The sequence below is a fragment of the Luteimonas endophytica genome (genome assembly GCF_029887875.1).
Classification (GTDB): domain Bacteria; phylum Pseudomonadota; class Gammaproteobacteria; order Xanthomonadales; family Xanthomonadaceae; genus Luteimonas; species Luteimonas endophytica.
The window spans coordinates 82,592-100,645 of record NZ_JARXRM010000035.1 but is presented as its reverse complement, the minus strand read 5'-3'; the positions used below and the strand labels follow the sequence as shown (position 1 = coordinate 100,645).

16 protein-coding genes are annotated in these 18,054 nt (G+C 72.2%); 8 read left to right on the top strand and 8 right to left on the bottom strand.

Translation table 11 applies throughout. The annotated features are described in order from the left end of the window. Nucleotides 1–105: 105 nt before the first annotated feature. Together QFW77_RS11650 and QFW77_RS11645 are read left to right on the top strand one after the other, a co-directional pair. The gene (locus QFW77_RS11650) at nucleotides 106–540 is read left to right on the top strand and encodes a DUF2231 domain-containing protein (RefSeq protein ID WP_280574884.1); all 435 of its coding nucleotides are present in this window, start codon (nucleotides 106–108) and stop codon (nucleotides 538–540) included. After that, entirely contained in the window at nucleotides 537–1,850 is a 1,314-nt protein-coding gene (locus tag QFW77_RS11645; RefSeq protein ID WP_280574883.1) for a PQQ-dependent sugar dehydrogenase, read from the top strand. Before QFW77_RS11650 ends, QFW77_RS11645 begins: the two co-directional genes overlap by 4 nt. Nucleotides 1,851–1,968: 118 nt before the next feature. Here QFW77_RS11645 and QFW77_RS11640 read toward each other — a convergent pair whose 3' ends face one another. From QFW77_RS11640 to QFW77_RS11630, 3 genes are read right to left on the bottom strand one after another with little or no spacing between them, the layout of a single operon-like run. Next, nucleotides 1,969–3,168, bottom strand: a complete 1,200-nt coding sequence (locus tag QFW77_RS11640; protein ID WP_280574882.1) for a sensor histidine kinase — start codon at nucleotides 3,166–3,168, stop codon at nucleotides 1,969–1,971. Next, a complete protein-coding gene (locus tag QFW77_RS11635) occupies nucleotides 3,165–3,857 on the bottom strand; it encodes a response regulator transcription factor (protein WP_280574881.1) in 693 nt (230 codons plus the stop codon). Before QFW77_RS11635 ends, QFW77_RS11640 begins: the two co-directional genes overlap by 4 nt. A gap of 34 nt (nucleotides 3,858–3,891) precedes the next feature. Then, nucleotides 3,892–4,947, bottom strand: a complete 1,056-nt coding sequence (locus QFW77_RS11630; RefSeq protein WP_280574880.1) for a type 1 glutamine amidotransferase domain-containing protein — start codon at nucleotides 4,945–4,947, stop codon at nucleotides 3,892–3,894. Nucleotides 4,948–5,300: 353 nt separating this feature from the next. Here QFW77_RS11630 and QFW77_RS11625 point away from each other — a divergent pair, with 353 nt between their 5' ends. Then, a complete protein-coding gene (locus QFW77_RS11625; protein ID WP_280574879.1) occupies nucleotides 5,301–6,566 on the top strand; it encodes an ankyrin repeat domain-containing protein in 1,266 nt (421 codons plus the stop codon). Here QFW77_RS11625 and QFW77_RS11620 read toward each other — a convergent pair. After that, nucleotides 6,461–7,330, bottom strand: a complete 870-nt coding sequence (locus QFW77_RS11620; RefSeq protein ID WP_280574878.1) for an MBL fold metallo-hydrolase — start codon at nucleotides 7,328–7,330, stop codon at nucleotides 6,461–6,463. The two genes, QFW77_RS11625 and QFW77_RS11620, sit on opposite strands and share 106 nt — an antisense overlap. Further along, complete coding sequence (locus tag QFW77_RS11615; RefSeq protein WP_280574877.1) at nucleotides 7,327–7,677, bottom strand: cupin domain-containing protein; 351 nt, start codon at nucleotides 7,675–7,677, stop codon at nucleotides 7,327–7,329. The genes QFW77_RS11620 and QFW77_RS11615 overlap by 4 nt, the downstream gene beginning before the upstream one ends. A gap of 167 nt (nucleotides 7,678–7,844) precedes the next feature. On the opposite strand from QFW77_RS11615, the gene QFW77_RS11610 reads away from it, so the two are divergent. Further along, nucleotides 7,845–8,885 carry a GlxA family transcriptional regulator gene (locus QFW77_RS11610; RefSeq protein WP_280574876.1) on the top strand — a complete coding sequence of 347 codons (1,041 nt, stop codon included), beginning with the start codon at nucleotides 7,845–7,847 and terminating at the stop codon, nucleotides 8,883–8,885. Here QFW77_RS11610 and QFW77_RS11605 read toward each other — a convergent pair. Further along, nucleotides 8,827–10,317: a PQQ-dependent sugar dehydrogenase gene (locus QFW77_RS11605; RefSeq protein ID WP_280574874.1), complete on the bottom strand. Its 1,491-nt coding sequence runs from the start codon at nucleotides 10,315–10,317 to the stop codon at nucleotides 8,827–8,829. The two genes, QFW77_RS11610 and QFW77_RS11605, sit on opposite strands and share 59 nt — an antisense overlap. A 144-nt stretch (nucleotides 10,318–10,461) precedes the next feature. On the opposite strand from QFW77_RS11605, the gene QFW77_RS11600 reads away from it, so the two are divergent. The 4 genes from QFW77_RS11600 to QFW77_RS11585 all read left to right on the top strand — a co-directional run bounded on the left by QFW77_RS11600 (nucleotide 10,462) and on the right by QFW77_RS11585 (nucleotide 15,493). Next, nucleotides 10,462–12,705, top strand: coding sequence for an LpqB family beta-propeller domain-containing protein (locus QFW77_RS11600; protein WP_280574873.1), 2,244 nt, complete (start codon nucleotides 10,462–10,464; stop codon nucleotides 12,703–12,705). 213 nt (nucleotides 12,706–12,918) lie between these two features. Then, the gene (locus tag QFW77_RS11595) at nucleotides 12,919–13,260 is read left to right on the top strand and encodes a hypothetical protein (protein ID WP_280574872.1); all 342 of its coding nucleotides are present in this window, start codon (nucleotides 12,919–12,921) and stop codon (nucleotides 13,258–13,260) included. Continuing rightward, nucleotides 13,257–14,750 (top strand): DUF7125 family protein, encoded by a 1,494-nt coding sequence (locus QFW77_RS11590; protein ID WP_280574871.1) that lies wholly within the window; start codon nucleotides 13,257–13,259, stop codon nucleotides 14,748–14,750. Before QFW77_RS11595 ends, QFW77_RS11590 begins: the two co-directional genes overlap by 4 nt. Continuing rightward, nucleotides 14,747–15,493, top strand: a complete 747-nt coding sequence (locus tag QFW77_RS11585) for a diguanylate cyclase domain-containing protein (RefSeq protein WP_280574870.1) — start codon at nucleotides 14,747–14,749, stop codon at nucleotides 15,491–15,493. Before QFW77_RS11590 ends, QFW77_RS11585 begins: the two co-directional genes overlap by 4 nt. A gap of 42 nt (nucleotides 15,494–15,535) precedes the next feature. On the opposite strand, the gene QFW77_RS11580 is transcribed toward QFW77_RS11585, so the two are convergent. Both QFW77_RS11580 and QFW77_RS11575 read right to left on the bottom strand, forming a co-directional pair. Further along, entirely contained in the window at nucleotides 15,536–17,419 is a 1,884-nt protein-coding gene (locus QFW77_RS11580) for a right-handed parallel beta-helix repeat-containing protein (RefSeq protein WP_280574869.1), read from the bottom strand. A gap of 122 nt (nucleotides 17,420–17,541) precedes the next feature. Continuing rightward, nucleotides 17,542–18,003 (bottom strand): Rid family hydrolase, encoded by a 462-nt coding sequence (locus QFW77_RS11575; RefSeq protein WP_280574867.1) that lies wholly within the window; start codon nucleotides 18,001–18,003, stop codon nucleotides 17,542–17,544. Nucleotides 18,004–18,054 lie beyond the last annotated feature (51 nt).

The window sequence follows — 18,054 nt, the reverse complement described above, 5'->3', positions numbered from 1 at the left end:
ATCGTCGCGCTGCGACCACGGCCCTCCGGCTAGGCTCGGCGCTTCGATTCCGGTGCGCCCTGGCGCGGCCGCTGGCGCCCCCGATCGAACACAGGAGACTTCGCCATGACCGTCACTGCCGACCGGATTCCCCGCCACCGGCGCGGGCTGCACCCGCTGCAGGCCTTCCTGCTCGCCGGCGCGACGCCGCTGTTCCTCGGCGCTCTGTTGAGCGACATCGCGTACGCATCCAGCTACCACATCCAGTGGGCCAACTTCGCCTCCTGGCTGATCGCGGGCGGCCTGGTCCTCGGTGCCGGCGCGCTGGTCTGGGCCCTGGTCGACCTGTTCCGCGGCGACCGGCGCTCCGGCCGCCCGCTGATCTACGCGGGCCTGCTGTTGCTGACCTGGATCCTGGGCTTCTACGACGCCCTGGTCCACGCCCGGGATGCCTGGGCCGCAATGCCGACGGGGCTGGTGCTGTCGGCACTGGTGACCGTGCTGGCCGCCGCGGCGACCTGGCTCGGCTTTTCCCGCCTCCGCGCCGGAGGTGCCGCATGAAGCGTTCCGTGCCATTCGCGGCGGCCGGGCTGGCGCTGCTGCTCGGCGGATGCGGCGGCAGCGACCCGGATCCGGCCCAGTACGGCTCCGATCCGGCGCTCCCGGACCAGCAGCGCGGGCTGTTGCCCGCCATGAACGTCGCGGACCCGGCGCAATGGGGCGAGCGGCTCCCGACCGTCCCCGAGGGCTACACCATTACCGCCATCGCCACCGGCCTGCGGATCCCGCGCCAGACCCTGGTGCTTCCCAACGGCGACATCCTGGTGGCCGAGGGCCGCGGCGGCCACGCGCCCAGCCTCAAGCCCAAGGACGTGATCGCCGGCTACATCAAGTCCAAGGGCACCACCCAGGTGCCTGGCGGCGACCGCCTGACCCTGCTGCGCGATCCCGATGGCGACGGCCGCTACCAGCAGAGCGTGTTCGCCGAGGACCTCGACGCGCCCTACGGGCTGGCGCTGGTGGACGGCGATCTCTACGTCGCCAACCAGGACGCGCTGGTGCGCTTCGACTACCGCGACGGCCAGACCCGCGCCTCCGGCCCGCCCGAAAAGGTCACGAACCTGCCCTCGGAGATCAACCATCACTGGACCAAGGCGTTGACTGCGAGTCCGGACGGCCGATTCCTGTACGTGGGCATCGGCTCCAACAGCAACATCACCGAGCGCGGCATGACCGCCGAGGCGGACCGCGCGATGGTGTGGCAGGTGGATGCGAGGACCGGCGCGCACAGGCCCTACGCGACCGGGCTGCGCAACCCGACCGCGCTCGCGATCCAGCCGGGCAGCGGCACGCTCTGGGCAGTGGTCAACGAGCGCGACGAGCTCGGCCCCAACCTGGTGCCCGATTACCTCACCTCGGTGCGCGAGGGCGGCTTCTACGGGTGGCCCTACAGCTACTGGGGCCAGCACGTCGATCCGCGGGTGCGGCCGCAGGATCCGGAAAAGGTCGCCTCGGCGATCGTGCCCGACTACAGCCTGGGCTCGCACGTCGCCGCGCTCGGCCTGGACTTCTCGGTGCCGGCGATGGGCGCGCGCTTCGCCGACGGCGTGTTCGTCGGCGAGCACGGCAGCTGGAACCGCAGCGAGCCGGTCGGCTACAAGGTGGTGTTCGTGCCGTTCCGCGGCGGCCGCCCGGCCGGCGATCCGGTCGACTTCGTCACCGGCTTCCTCGGCGAGGACGGCAAGACCCGCGGCCGCCCGGTGGGCGTGACCGTGGATCCGCGCGGCGCGCTGATCGTCGCCGACGACCTGTCGAACACGGTGTGGCGGGTGACGCCGGCGCAGTCGGCAGCGGGCGATCGCCTGCCTTGATTCCGACGCCCGTCGCGTCGGCTGAAAGGCTGGCCGGACAACGGAGTCCAGTGCGGCGGCCGCTCGACCGTGGAAGCCGGCGCAAGGGCCGCCGATCCCGAACCCGCCCCGGCGCGCGTCACGCCCCCCTCGTGCCCAATCGCACCCGTACCGACACCCGGCCGTCCTGGTCGCCACGGCGCAGTGTCCCGCCGAACCTCTGCAGCAGGCGGCTGGCCACCTGCAGGCCCAGCCCGAAGCCGGGGGTGTCGGCATCGTCGGCCACGGGATTCTCGATCACGAACCCCTCTTCGTCGGCGGTGACCGCGACGGATCCGGGACCGCCATGCTGGATCGCATTGGCCAGCAGGTTGGCGGCGATCGTCTCGACGATCTCGCCAGGCCATGGCCAACGAATGCCGGCGGGGGGGTCGAACCGGATTTCCTGTCGCCGGGCGCGCGCGAGCGGCGCGAACTCCGCCGCCAGCGAGGCGAACAGCGGTGCCGCCTCGCAACTCGGTGCAGCGCAAGGGGCGCTCCCCCGATCGAGCCACAGGATCGCCTGGCTGGCGCGCACCAGCCTCTGGTGCGCCCGCTGCAGCCGCTGCCAGGCGGCGGCATCGCCGCGATCGTGCTGCAGCGACGCCAGGCTCGTGCGCGCCGACTGCAGCGGCGTGCGAAGTTCGTGGCCCAGGAAGGCGAGCGTCTCGCGCTCGCTGGCCAGCGCCGAAAGCCGGGCCTCCCAGGCATCGGCGCCGCGCTGGGCCAACTCGGCGAACTCCTCGATCGGTTCGTCCGCACCGAGCCGCCGCAGGCCGGCGATATCCTCGCCATCGCCCAGGCCGCGCACCAACGCGGCGGCCCGCCCCGACAACGACCCCACGAACCGGCTGGCCAGCGCCCACGCCGCCGCCGCCAGCAACGCCACCATGCCCAGCAGCCACGGCCAGCCGGCGTGCAGTGCCGAGTTGACGTACAGCTGGTCGGTGACGTCGTAGACCAGCAGGAAGGCGGCGCCGCGGCGGTCGCGCCCGGCCAGCAAGTGCACGTAGCGCCCGTCCGGAAGCCGCAGTTCCCGCAGCGCACCCGTCCGCTGCGGATCGATCCTCTCCAGCAGGGCGGCAGGAGCCGCCGCCGGCGTGTATCGCGAGAAGCCGGCGGGCAGAAGCACCGCACCGGCGGCCACGTCTTCGCCCACCTCGCGCAGCCGGCGATCGATGAACTGGTCCTCGAGCAGGTACATCAAGAGGACCGCCATCGCGACGAAGCCGCCGAAAAGCGTCACGCCGAACACGGCCCATTGGCGCGCCAGCACGCCACGCAAGCGCCTGCGCTTCATGCCTCGGCCTCGAATCGATAGCCGATGCCGCGCTCGGTGACGATCGGCCGGGTGCCGAATGCCGTGCGCAGGGCCTGCCTGAGCTGCCAGACATGCGCGCGCAGCGGGTCGCTTCCCGGCGGCGCGTCCCCCCACAGGACATCGATCAGGCGCTGCCGCGGCACGCAGGCCGGATGGGCCTGCAGCAGTTCGGCCAGGATCGCCAGCGCGCTGGCATGCAGCTGCAGGCGCCTGCCGGCGTAGGTCAGCAGGCCCCCGCCCGGGTCGAGCCGGTAGCCGCCGACGACCAGCGGCGCCGCAACCGCGGCCGCGGCGACGTGGCTGGCGATCGCCTGGATCCGCGCGAGCAGTTCGGCCGGCGCCACGGGCTTGATCATCCAGTCGACCGCGCCGGCGGCGAAGCCTTCCAATTTGTCGTCCAGTCCGCCGCGTGCGGTCAGGAACAGCACCGGCTGCGGCAGCCGCCGATGACGTTTCAGGTCGCGGCACAGGCTGAGCCCGTCCTCGCCGGGAAGGTTGACATCGAGCACGACCAGATCGAAGGCGTCGGCCTGCAGACGCGTCCGGGCCTGCGCGGCGGTGAAGGCGAAGTCGATCGCCAGGCCGCGCACCTGCAGGTAGTCGCCCAGACCCGCCGCCACGTCCATGTCGTCCTCCACCAGCAACACCCTGATTCCCGCCCGTGACATGATCGCGCTCCGTCGATCCGGCCCTGGAAGACGGCTAGTGCCGGGCCAGGCGCTGCAGCTGCCACGCCGTGCGCAGATCCCACTGCATCGCCGCGACCACCGCATGCATCACCAGCAGGCGCTTGTCCGCACGCGCCGCATCGCGCTTGGCCGCCATCGCCTCCGCCAGGCCGTCGCGCCGGTAGCGGTGCAGCAGGCCGATGCTGACCTCCTCCGGGGTCGGCTCCCGGGTCACCGGTTCATGGCCGAGCGCGCGGATCATGGTCTCGGCCACCTCCCAGGTCGACCACGGATTCTGCCCAGTGACCAGGTGGCCGTCCACGACGGTGTTGCCTAGATACATCGGCGCCTCCACGAACACGGCGCCCTGCGCGACCAGCTCGTCCTGCAACAGGTAAGCGAAGCGTGCGGAGGCGTCGGGCATCAGGAACAGTTCCTCAGCGTTGCTGAAACCGGTGACCCGGCGGTCCCGCAGCCAGGGACGGCCATCGGCGCGGCGCAGGCCGAGCAGCGCCGCGGGCCCGTGGCAGACGGCGCCGACCACGCCGCCGCGGGCAGTGGTCGCGGCCACGACGCGGGCGATGTCTGGGTTGCCCGGGAAATCGAACATGGCGCCCTTGCCCCCGACGAAGTACACCGCGGCGTAGGCGGAAGCATCGACCTCGGCCAGCGGCACGGTCGCCGCCAGGCTGCGGCGAATCGCAGGATCGTTGAGGAACGCGTAGTCGGCATCGGTGACGTCGTCGCCATCGAGGACCATCGCCGGCTCGCCACCGCGCGGACTGGCGATGTCGACATCGTAGCCGTTGACCGTGAACACCCAGTACGCGCGCGACAGCTCGGTCAGCTCGTAGCCGGCACGCTTGTCCCCGCCGGGAAACGTGGCGGCGCTGCTGACGACGGCGAGGATCCGGCCCCGGCGCGCGTCCAACCGCTGCTGCAGATAGGGCAACGCGGCCGGCAGCGCCTGCGGGTCGGGCTGGGGCTCCTCGTCCAGGGCCAGCGTCGCGTACCAGATCCAGCCGGCCAGCCCCAGGGTTGCGACCGCGGCCAGCAGCCCGGCCAGGAAGATCGTCAGGATCCTGCGCATGTTCTTGTCCCCTGCCGCCGGTTGGCGGGATCGGGAGCATGCTGACCCAGCGAGGTAAAACGAAGGTTGGCGCCGGCGCCGCAGCCGGGGCCCGCCGCTGCCGAAGCACACCCCACCCTGCACTTGGTGAGCCTGACGGTGGGCCCCGCGCACGGGCGCGCCGCCGACCGCATCGGCCACCGGGACGATGGGATCGCCGAGCATCGGCTGCCAGGCCCCGGAATCGGTCAGCGGATCGAGGAACGGGCGGGTCCGGCCATCGCGGACGCCACCCGCCGCATGCGTCGGCGTCACCAACCGGGCCCGGTTTTCCGTAATCTTGCCTCGCATCCCGTCCGCTTCGCAGGTGATCCATGACGCACTCGCGCACCGCCCGCCCGCAACAGCCGGACAACCTCTTCGACGCGGTCGCCCGATGCGAGACCGCCGCGATCCACCGGCTGCTCGCTGCAGGCGCCGATCCGGACGAGATCGACCTGCACGGCTATCAGTCCACGCCGCTGGCATGGGCCTGCAGCCATGGCGACGAGGCGGCCGTGCGCGCGCTGCTGGAGGCCGGTGCGAACCCGGATGTCGCCGCATTCGATCCTCCGCTGGCAGCGGCTGCCGCGCACGGGTTCGCCGCGCTGGTCGGCCTGCTGATCGATGCCGGCGCCGACGTCGACGGCGCCGACGAATCCGGCGCCAGCGCGCTGTGGATCGCAGCGGCTTGCGGATTCGCCGACATCGCGCGGCAGCTCGTGGAGGCCGGAGCCGATCGCCTGCACGCGGATCACGACGGGGTGTCGCCGGCCGACGCGGCCAGGCAGGCCGGACACGTCGCGCTTGCGGAATACCTGGAAGACCCCGGCGGCTTTCCGCCAGGGCATGGGTTCTGGCGCGGCAGCCGCAAGTCCGCGCGCGCAGCCGCAGCGGCGCGACGCAAGGCAGTGGCCGGGAAGCCGCCGAAGGCGCCCACCGAACCCGCCGAGCCGGAATGGACGTTCTCCGGGGGCATCGCGCGCAGCCAATGGGCGACACGGGACTTTCCCGCGGTGGCCGCCGCAGGCGACACGGCGCTGGCGGCCGCGATGCTGGACGTTGGACTGGCGCCGGACTGGACCCAGTTCCGGGGCACGCCAACCGCGCTGATGCAGGCTGCCCGCAGCGGCGAACTGGCGATGGTGGAACTGCTGCTCGCGCGCGGCGCCCAGGTGGATCTGGCGACCGACGAGGGAGCGACCGCTCTGCACTTCGCCCTGTTCAAGCCCTCCGCGCGCGTGCATGCGCCCGTGGTCGAGCGGCTCCTCGCCGCCGGGGCCGACCCCGACGCGGTGGACGGCGAAGGTCAGCGCCCCCTGCACCGCGCCCTCGTCCACGGCATGGCGGGAATCGTGGCGGCGCTGATCGCCGCCGGCGCCGACCCGTTCCGGCCCGATCGCGCCGGCCGTGCGCCCGCCGACTGGGCGCCGACCACGGGCAGGCACGCCGCGGCCATCCGCAAGTTGCTCGATGCCGCACGCGCCGCCGCCCCTCAGCCCCAGTCCAGCCACTCTCCCGGCCGCAGCACCCGCACCACCGGCCCGCCCGGAGCGGCGGCGCGCGCGAGCCGGCCCAGCGCGTCCTCCACCTCGGCGTAGCCTTCCGCACCGGCGACCCCGTAGTGGATGGGCACGAGCAGTTTCGCGCCGAGGATGGTGGCGGCCGACATCGCCTGCTCGGGCGTCAGGACCGCGGACTCGTCGCTGGCCGGCTGCCGCCACGAGAACCGCGCGCCGTTGATCGGCAGGAACACCGCATCGAAAGGGCCGAGCTGGCGGCCGATCCGCCACCAGTCGCCGTGCCACATCGTGTCGCCGCCGTGCAGGATCCGCCGCCCTCCGCCCGAGACCACCCACGACACCTGCTGGTCGCCGTATCCATCCACCGCCGTCACCGGGGTCGCGGTGAAGTCGCCGAGCAACTGGGGCTCCCACGGCGGCGCGAGCCGCTCCCGCACGTTGGCCGGCAGCGGATGGAACGAGGTGCCGGCGGCGTGGACGAAGGTGCCGCCCTTGCCGAGCGCCGCCGCCACCGCGGTCGGGTCGAAATGATCGGGGTGGCGATGGGTCACGAGCACGGACGCGTCGCCGACCGCATCGTCGACCGCAACGATGGGATCGGCGAGCGCCGACTCCCAGACCCCGGAATCGATCAGCGGATCGACGAACAGGGTGGCACCCGGCAGCTGCAGCCGTACCCCCGCCCAGGCGAGCCGCTGCACCCGCAGCGCGCCGCCACCGGTGGCGCGCGCCGCGCGCACCCCGAAGCCGAGCGAGACCGCGGCCGCCACGCCACCCAGCAGAAAGGTCCGACGGTCGATGCCGGCGCCGGCCCTGCGCGACCCTCCGGATCCACCGGTCATGGCGCCGCCCTCCCAAGCAGGTTGAAGCCGAACAGGCGCACGCCGGTCTCGGTGCGCGGCTGGTGCCGGCTGTGGGGGCCGAAGCTGAGATAGCTGCCGGCCTCGTACGCGCGTTCTCCGTCGATCAGCGTGCCGCTCGCCACGTACACGTCCTCGCCCTGGGCATCGTGCTGGTCGACGTGCGGCCACATGCTGCCAGGCGCCATGTCCACCACCCAGATGCGCACGCCCTCGCGCGATGGCAGGTCGCGGCGCAGGCAGCCCGGCCCGATCGCGACCGGCACCACCTCGTCGACCCGTACCGCCTCCACGCCGGCGGCCGGCTGTGGGTTCCCTGGATTCTGCATGCGTCTTCGACCTCGTCGGATGGCGGGTGGGAGCCGGCGCGTAGCGCGTCGCCGGATTCGTCGTCGCGCGGCCGCGATCGGCGATCGCGCCCGGCGAACCGCTACTTTCCGATTCGCAGCGCCGCTAGACTAGTGGCCGGAACGACAATGATCGGGATATTCCAGACATGCACCGTGTCGCCGTCCTGGCACTGCCGCCGGTCACCGCGTTCGACCTCGCGATCCCGGGCCTGGTGCTCGGCAATGCGCGCATCGGTGGCCTCCCCGGCTACCAGGTCGAGCTGTGCACCCCGCGCCCGGGACGCATCGCCAGCAGCGATGCCCTGCAGGGACTGGCGCTGGCGGTACGCCGGGGGCTCGGCGTCCTGCGGCGCGCACACACGGTGATCGTGGTGGGATCCGGTTCGCGGGCGACCATCGATCCCGCGGTCGCCAGGGCGCTGCAGCGCGCGCAGCGGACGTCCACGCGGGTGGTGTCGCTGTGCACCGGCGCGTTCGCGCTGGCCCAGGCCGGCCTGCTGGACGGGCGCGGCGCCACCACCTACTGGCTGCGCTCGGAGGAGTTCCGCGACCGGTTCCCGGCCGTGGCGCTGCGCCCGGACGTGCTGTTCGTCGAAGACGGCGACATCGTCACCTCGGCGGGCGTCGCCGCGGGCATCGACCTATGCCTGCACCTGGTGATGCGCGACTACGGCGCCGCCGTGGCCAACGAGGTCGCCCGGCTGGCGGTCGTGGCGCCGCTGCGCGCGGGCGGGCAGGCGCAGTTCGTCCCGCCGCCGCCGGACCGGCAGCGCGGGGAATCGCTGGCGCCGCTGCGGGAGTGGGCGGCCAGGCACCTCGACCGGCGGATCTCGCTGGCCGAGCTCGCCCGGCGCGCGCACCTGGGCGAGCGCACCCTGACCCGGCGCTTTCGCGCCGAAACCGGCAGCAGCCCGCTGCAGTGGCTGCTGGCGCAACGGCTCGGGCGCGCCCGCGAGCTGCTGGAAACCACCGCGTTGCCGATGGACCGGATCGCCGAGGCGTGCGGGCTGGGCAGCGCCGATTCGCTGCGGCAACACTTCGCCGACAAGCTCGGCATCGCCCCGGGCGCGTACCGCGCGGCCTTCTCGCACCGGCGCGCCCGGCAGCGAGCGACCGAGCCGGCGTCCGCTACAGGCGGCGCTCGCGCTGCGCCGTCAGCCGTACGATCCGGCCGGGATCGTCGGTGACCAGGTAGACGGCACCGTCGGGCCCGACCACCGGCTCGTAGGGGCGGCCCTCGGCCCGGAACACGACTTCCTCGTGCTGGACGCGGCCGCCATCGAGCGTGAGCAGGCGCAGCTCGCGCGGCGCCAGGCCGGTGACGAGAAGCTTGCCCCGCCACAGCGGGAACTGGCTGCCGTCATAGAAGCTCAGGCCGGAAACGCCGATCGAGGGCCGCCAGTAGTAGACCGGCTGGGCCACGCCGGCAGCGCGCGTCTCCGGGGTGATCGGCGTGCCGTCGTAGTTGATGCCGTGGGTGACGACCGGCCATCCATAGTCGGCGCCGGCCTCGATGATGTTCAGCTCGTCGCCGCCGCGCGGGCCGTGCTCGGTCGCCCAGATGCGACCGGTCGCCGGCTCGCGCGCCATCCCCTGCGGATTGCGGTGGCCGAGGCTGTAGATCGAGGCGAGCGCACCCTCACGGCCGCGCAACGGGTTGGCCGGCGGAACCGAGCCATCCGGCATCAGCCGGTGGATCTTGCCGGTGGGCCGCCCCGGTTCCCGTGCCAGCTCCTGCACGCCGCGGTCGCCGATGGAGAAGTACAGCCGGCCCTCGCGGTCGAACGCCATCCGCCCGCCGTAGTGCCAGAACTTGCCCTCGTAGGCGGCGGGCTCGGCTTCGAACACCACCTGCTGGTCGACCCAGGCGTGATCGCGGATGCGGCCGCGGACCACGCGGGTCATGGCGGGAACCTCGCCTTCGGCGCCGGCCGCTTCCAGCCGGTGGCTGTAGGAGAGATAGATCCAGCCGTTCTCGCGGTGGTCGGGGTCGAGCGCGATATCCAGCAGGCCGCCCTGGTTCCACGGGTGGGCGCTGACGTGCACCTGCGGGGTGCCACGCACCGGCCGCGGGTCCAGCACGCCGTTGCGGATCACCCTGAGCCGCCCCGGCCGCTCGCTGACCAGCGCCGTGTCCGCGTCGAGGAAGGCCAGCGCCCAGACCGTTTCCAGGCCGTCGGCGAAGACCTCGGCGCGGACCGCGTAGTCGAGCGTGTCCACCACGCCCGGAACCGCGTCGAACTCGCGCGGCGCGGCATTCGCGGCCGCCTGCAGCTCCTCCGGGTCCGGCTGCGGCTCGCCCTGGCGTGCGGGCAGGAACGCCGCGATCGCGGCGATCTCTCCGGCCGACAGCGTGTCGCCGAACGCCGGCATGCCGCGCGAGACCATGCCGTTGGCGATGATCCGGGCCAGATCCTCGCGGGTGCCGCCGTAGCGGTAGGTCCGCTGCGCAAGCGCCGGGCCCAGCCCGGTGCCCTGCCGGTGGGCGCCGTGGCAGGACGCGCAGTTGCGCTGGTACAGCGCGGCGCCGTCGCTCTGGGCGGCGGCGGGCGCACAGGCGGCCAGCACGGCCAGCACCGCTGCGGCACCGGCGGCGACTCGGGAGCGGAAAGCGATCATCGGCACATCCTCCTGGCTGCTTACGCCGTCGAGGAGACGCCCGGCGGCGGCCGGGCGGAATGGAGGAACGATGGGGTTTTGCTATAGATTCGCTGCAGACGCCGGCGGGCGTCGCCGGAGGGCCCGGGCCGGGCGAAGGGAGCGGTGAACGAGCAGACGGCAATCGGCAGGATCGACGCGGCGCCCGGGCACCAGGCGGCGCGCGGGAGCCAGCCGCACTTCACCGCGGGCGAGGCGCTGGTCCAGCCCTCGCTCAACCGCATTTCGATCCACGGGCGGGTGGCCCAGGTCGAGCCGAAGGTGATGCAGGTGCTGGCGCTGATGGCGGAGCGGCCCGGCACGGTGATCCCGCGGGAGACGTTCCTGGAGACGGTGTGGGCCGGCTCCGTCGGCGACGACTACCTGCTCAACCGCGCGATCTCGGAGCTGCGCCGGATCCTCGACGACGACCCGAAGGCGCCGCGCTACATCGAGACCATCCGCAAGACCGGATATCGCCTGGTCGCGCCGATCGCGCCGGCGCGGGTGGCCGCCGCGGTCGCCGCGGCCGGGCCCGAAGCCGCCATGGCGGACCCACATGCGCCGGATGCGGAGCCGATCGCCTCGCCGCCGTCTTCCGCGGCGAGGCCGAAGCAATGGCGCAGGGCCGCGGTGTATGCGCTGGTCGGCGGCGCCATCGCGCTCGGCGGCGCCGTCGCCCTGCGGCCCGGCCCACAGCCGGTGCCCGCCGCTCCGGCGGCGGCCGCCGGCTACGAGGTCCGTCCGCTGACCAGCCACGTTGGCCGCGAACTCGAACCGGCGCTGTCGCCGGACGGCAGCCGGGTCGCCTTCATCCGCGACGGCGGCGAGGGCGGCTTCGACCTGTACGTGAAAACCATCGGCAGCGAGGACTCGCTCAACCTCACCGCGAGTGCGGGCGACGAACGCCATCCGCTCTGGACCCCGGACGGGCGCACGCTGCTGTTCGCGCGCGTCGGCGCCTCCGGCACGGACATCATGCGCGTCTCGGCGCTGGGCGGCGGGTCGACCCGCGTGTTCGCCGATGAATCGCTCACCGGGATCCGCGGCATGAGCCTGTCGCCGGACGGCAGCCGGATCGCCTATGCCGGCCGGGAAAGCCCTACCGCGCCGTACCGGATCGTGCTCGTAACGCCCGCCACCGGAGCGCGCCGGGTCGTCTCGCAGCCCGCTCCCGGCTCGCTGGGAGACACCGACCCGCGTTTCGCGCCCGACGGCCGCTCGATCGTGTTCGTGCGCGCCGTCGACGAGGTCACCAAGGATCTCTACCGGGTGCCCCTTGCCGGCGGCGAACCGACCCGTTTGACCTTCGACAACCGCAAGATCAACGGCCTGGCCTGGTCGTCCGACGGCAGCCGGCTGCTGTTCACCTCGACCCGTTCCGGGACCTACGGGCTCTGGTCCGCGAACCCCGACGGCGGCGAGCTGCGCGCGCTCCCCCTCGGCAGCGAGAACGTGCAGCAGCCGGCCACGGCACCGGGCATCGAGGCCATCGCCTTCGAGCAATGGATGCACCGCTCGCAGCTGCGTCAGTTCGACCTCGCCAGCGGCGCCGAGACCGATGCCGGCGAACCGCTCGGGTCGACCCGCTGGGATTCCAATCCGGCATGGTCGCCCGACGGCGAACGGCTCGCCTTCGTCTCCAACCGGGGCGGCCCCTACGGGATCTGGGTGAGCGACCGCGACGGCCGCGGCGCAGTGCAGGTCGCCGACTTCGGCGGCGCCTTCGTCGACAACCCGGCCTGGTCGCCCGATGGCCGGTTGATCGCATTCGACGGCAGCCCGGAAGGCTCAACGGGGATCTTCACCGTCTCCGCCGAAGGCGGGCCGCCGCGGCGGATCGTCGGCGGTCCCGGAGACAACCGCAATCCATCGTGGTCGCACGACGGGGCGTGGATCTACTTCGAATCCAACCGTAGCGGCGAGTGGCGCATCCACGCACAGCCGGCAGCCGGCGGCGCAGCGTTGGCGGTGACCCGCCACGCCGCGGTCAACCCGCGCGAATCCGCCGACGGCAGCCTGCTGCTCTTCACCCGGCCCGATGCCCCCGGGTTATGGCGAAGGCCGCGGGAAGACTGGAGCGTAGGCGCGTCGCCCCGCCCGGGGGAACGGCTGATCGCCGGGCTCGATCCCCGCGACGGCGCGAACTGGGTCGCGGCCGGCGACGGCATCTACTTCGTCCGCCGTCCGGCGGATGGCGCCCCCGCGCTGGCGCGGTTCGATCCGGCGACCTCGTCCGTCACCGAAATCGGCGCGCTGTCGCCGGGCTTCGAGGGTTGGGGCCTGGACCTGTCGCCGGACCGGACCCGGCTCATCTACGCCGAACTGATGATGCGCGAGAGCGACCTGCGCCTCGCCATCCCGCGCTAGCGGCGCTGCAGGCGAACGCCCGGCCCGGCCGGGCGCGACGACTTCACACTCCGTCTTGTAGACGAGGTCTACCCTTGCGTCGAATACGCCAACAAGGGCATGGCTGGTACCCCTCAGGTGGAAGAGCCGAATCCATGGTTGGCAGCGGCCTTGCGCGCGAGGGTCGGCGATAGCGGGGATCCGTCCAGGATCGCGGAGGAACTCGTCTCCATCGTGGCCGAAGTCCAGGCCGCCCTCGCCCCGGTCCTGGGCTCGCGAGGCTTCGCCTTGATCTACCGGCGCGGCCTGTACCTGAGCGCCTCGCTCAGGCCCATGCTGGCATCCACGCCGGACCAAGCCCTGCAAGACGCGCCAGCCACCCCCGATTTCGACGCGCTCCGAGCCCTGATCGCCCAGCACGACCGAGGCGACGCCATGGCCAGCGCCACCGCCCTGCTGCAGACGATCCACGACCTGCTCGTCACCCTGGTCGGGCTTTCGCTCACCGACCGGCTGCTGGGATCCGTGCGGGCAAATCATTCGAGCGGCTCGCCCGCTCCGGACGGCCCATCATGAAAACCGAATCGATCATCAAATGCTTGCGCACCGGGGTCCCCGGACTGGACGAAGTGCTGGGGGGCGGATTCCCGGAGTTCTCGTTCAACCTGATCGCGGGCGCCCCGGGCAGCGGCAAGACCACGCTGGCGCACCAGATCATGTTCGCCCTGGCCACGCCCGAGCGCCCGGCGCTGTACCTGACGGTGCTGGGCGAGCCGCCGCTGAAGATGCTGCGTTACCAGCAGCAGTTTGCGTTCTTCGACGAGGCGGCGATCGGCCGCTCCATCCACTTCGTCAACCTCTCGGACGAGGTGCGCAAATCCGACCTCGACCAGGTTCTGCGGCGCATCGTGGCGGAGGTCGAACAGCACGATCCGGCGCTCCTGTTCGTCGATTCGTTCCGCTCCATCGCCCAGGCCGGGTCGATCCAGGGGCGGCCGGACAACCGCCTGCAGCAGTTCATCCAGCAGCTCGGCATGCTGATGACCAGCTGGCAGGCGACCACGTTCCTGATCGGCGAGTACTCCAACGAGATCGAAGCCAACCCGGTCTTCACCGTGGCCGACGGGATGCTCTGCCTGCAGCAGAGCGTCCAGCGCAACTCCATGGTCCGCAAGCTGGAGGTCGCGAAGATGCGCGGCCGCCCGCCGCTGCCGGGGCTGCACACGTTCCGGATCGGGGAAACCGGGATCACGGTGTTCCCACCCGCCCGCGTCCAGCTCGGCGCCGACGCGCCGCCCGCCGGCCAGAACGCTCCACGCGCCCTGATGGGCGTGCCGCGCCTGGACGAGATGCTCGGGGGCGGCCTGCCGCGCGGCTACTCGTTGCTGGTCGCGGGGCCTTCCGGTTCCGGCAAGAGCATCCTGGCGGCCGCGTTCCTGGCCGAGGGCGCGCGCTGCGGAGAAACCGGCGTGATCGCGGCGTTCGAACAGCATCCGCACCGATCGCGCAACCCGGTACTGGCCGAGCTGGTCGCCAGCGGCCGAATCGGCGTGGTGGACAGCCGAGCGCCCGATCTCTCCATCGACGAGGTCGTCGGCCTGCTGCTGGCGGAGATCCGCCGCCTGGATGCCAAGCGCGTCGTCGTCGATTCGCTGTCGGGGTTCGAACTGGCACTGGCCCCCACCTTCCGCGCCGACTTCCGCGAGAACCTGGCACGCATGGTGGCCGCCCTGGCCGGTGTGGGCGTCACCGTGCTGATGACCTCCGAGCTCGAGGACCGCTACACCGATCTGCGCTTCAGCCCCTACGGCACAGCCTTCATGACCGACGCGATCATCGTGCAGCGCTACATGGAAGTCGACAGCCGCTTGCTGCGCATGATGGCCGTGGTCAAGGTGCGGGCCAGCGACCATTCGAACGAACTGCGCGAATACAGCATCGACGAGGGCGGCCTGCGCATCGGCGACAGGCTCACCGAGCTGGAAGGCCTGCTCGGCGGCAGGCCGCGGCGGAGCACCGACGCGCCCGCTTTCCCCGGCGCCGAAACATTGAGCCCACGCCCGTGAATTCGTTCGCCAGCAGCGACGACGCCTCCGTGCGCCGTGCCCGCGAAGAACTGGCCGGCCTCCAGCAGCGGATCGAGCTGGCGCGCGCGGAACTGGGGCGCCTGCAGCGCCTGGCCGGCGCCGAGGAACGGCGGGTGGACCGCGGCCTGCTGCTCGAGACCATCGAGCAGATGGTGGCGTCGACGCTTCGCGCCCAGCTGCAGGCGGAAACCACCGCGTCCCGGCTCGAGGAAGTGGCGCGATCGGCCGAGCGCGACGAGCTGACCGGCCTGCCCAATCGTGCGCTGCTGCTCGACCGGCTGAGCCACGCCATCGCCAACGCCAAGCGCCACGGCACGCGCCTGGCGTTGCTGTTCGTGGACATCGACGACTTCAAGCGGATCAACGACACCCTGGGCCACGCAAGCGGCGACGAGGCGCTCCGGTTCGCGGCGCGGTGCCTGGTGTCCGCGGTTCGCGAGGCCGATACCGTCAGCCGGTACGGCGGCGACGAGTTCCTGATCCTGCTCGACGAAGTCTCGGGTCCGTCGGGCGCCCTGGTGGTGGCCAGAAAGGTGATCGCCGCGCTCGACGCGCCTACCCGGCTGGGCGATCGGCTGATCAGCCTGAAGGGGAGCATCGGCATCAGCATCTATCCGGACGACGGCCAGGACGATGCGGCCCTCATCGCCCAGGCCGACGCCGCCATGTACCTGGCCAAGCGGCGGTCGTCGGGCTCGATCCAGACAGCGTTCAGCCCCTAGCGCGCAACCGGCTGCGCCGGGTCGCGCACCGACCGAATGGGCTCAAGGAAGGGGTGAACCCGAGCCTGCCTGCACGGCGCCCGGCAGGGCGCTCGTGGCGGACCAGCCGAGTACCCTCCCCGCCTCCTCTGCCACCGGTACCGCCCGCATTCCCGGCAGCGGCCGCGCCAACTCGAAGCGGCGCAGCTCGACGCTGCGGAACACCGCGCCCTCGTACGGTATCCAGGCCCGGCCCCGCGTCTCGGCACCGGTCGCCCCGCGGAAATCCTCCAGCGATGCGAATTCGGCAAGGCAGTCGCGTCCGCGCACCGGGCTCCAGGTGACCAGCGGCGCATCGGCGGCCGTGGCGCGCACGTAGGCATTGCCGTCCACGCGGGCCGCCATCGGCCGGGGCAGCGTGCCGCACAGCGCCGCCGGCTGGTCGAAGTGCAGCAGTGGCGCGTCGAAACCGCGGCTGGCCACCAGCAGGTTTCCCTCGAACACGTGCCCCTCGCGCTCGTCGACGTCCGGGCCGGTCTGCGGATGCCAGCCGAAGTGGTCGTCCTTCGCGCTGCGCTCGTTGCGGTCGAACATCACCGGCGAATCGAGGAAGGTGTTGTGGTAGACGCGGGCATCGGCACTGTTGAGCACGCGGATTCCCTGCTCGTTGTCGACGAACACGTTGCCGGCCGCCACCACCCCCTTGGAGATCTCGAAGAAGAAGCCGATCAGGGTGCCCTCGACATGGTTGTTCGCGAACACCCCGTCGACGTTGCCGACGTCGTACCAGACTCCATTGGAGTCCGGATGCTCGATCACCAGGTTGTCGCGCACCGCGACCCGATAGGACTGGTTGAAGATCTTCACCGCCGCCGGGAAGTACCCGGTCAGCCGCTCGACGTTGTTGCGGCGGATGATGTTGCGCTCCAGCAGCACGTCGGAGGAGCCGATCACGTAGATACCCTCGGTGCCGGTGTCGCTGACCAGCGAATTGCGGATCGTCAGCCCGTCGCCGCGGAAGTAGCCGGCCACGCGCGAGGTGTGGCTGATGGTGACGTGCTCCAGGGTCGTGCCCGTGACGGCCTTGCCGTGGTCGGCCGGGTCGGACACCCCGACCGGGTCGTCGGTCGGCTCCTGGTTGGGCCCGGTCGAGGGCTTCTCGCCCTCGATGTCGATCGCGCGGAAGGCGTACTGGGTGAAGGTGATCCCGCGGATCGTCGGCCCCTTCCCGTCCGAGTCCCTGCCGTGGACCGGCCGCGACGGCCGGTGCAGGGCGACATCGTGGGCGGTGATCTCCACCAGCCGGGCCTCCGGATCCACGCCGAGGTAGACGTAGCCGCCGTCGTAGTCGATGTAGTACGAGGTCTCGTCCAGCTCGCCTTCCCAACCCGCCGACTGCAGCGGCTCGCCGTCGACGAACACCATGTCGTTGTTGAAGCGGTGCAGCGGCGTGCGCATGCCCTCGCGCTCGCGCCGCCACCAGCCCAACGGCCGGGCCGGGAACAGCGTCTCCCACTTCGTCCGCCAGACGCCGTCGCGCAGCGCCTCCCATTCCCGAGCCACCCGGGTGCCCTTCAGCACCGGCTGTTCGTCGCGGTACGGCTGGATCGTGATGCCCTGGTTGAGCTGCAGGCCGCCGGCGCGGTAGAGACCGCCGCGCATCACGATGGCGTCGCCGGTGACCACCCGCGCGATCGCCGATTCGATGGTGGTCGGCCGGGCCAGCGCGGTGCCGGCCGCGTCCGCGTCGCCATCCGGCGCCACATAGTAGACCGTGCCCTGCGCGGGCACCTCGTAGGTCTGCGGGACCGGGCCGTAGGGTCCGCCGGACGGCTGCGCCGCGACCGGCGCGGCGAGCAACGCGGCCACGATGCACAGCAGCGCCACCGGGCAGGAACGGAAACTGCCAGGCGGGAACGCCAGGCGGTCGAGGCGCGGGTTGGGCATGCTTCCTCCCGGGGGAACGCAGGGCGCGCCGGATCGGCGAGCCATGTTAGCGCTATCAACTCTAGCACCGGGGCCGCCGGCGCACGAGCCGCCCCTCTACCCGCCCGGCGGTCGGGCGCTCCTCAGGCGGCCTCCGCGCGCTCGGTGCGCCGGACCGGGTGACGCTCCCCGGGCTCCGGCCCGGAGGGCGCCGGATCGTCGGCGAACACGCCATCCGCCTCCACTTCCACCAGCCAGCGCCGGTCGATGAATCGGCGGACCTCGACGAACGTGCACGCCGGCCTGTTGCCGGGCGGGAAGAACTCCCGGTACGCCTTGGCCGCTTCGCGCCAGGTATCGATGTCGGTGAGCAGGATGCGGATCCGGATGACGCCGCTCATCTCCAGCCCCGCGGCGGCCAGGGCGGCGGCGATGATCTGCAGGCATCGCCTGGTCTGCCCGCGGACATCGCCCGGCGCCGCCACCGATCCATCCGGGGAGACCGGCGCGGTCCCGGCGACGGCCAGCAGGTTGCCGATCCGGACCGCGCGGGAGAAGCCGATCCGCGACTCGAGCGGGGCGCCTGAAGAGATGTTGACTCGCATTCGGCAAGAAGAACCGGATGCCGGCGCAAGCTGGATGGAGGAATCCTGGAG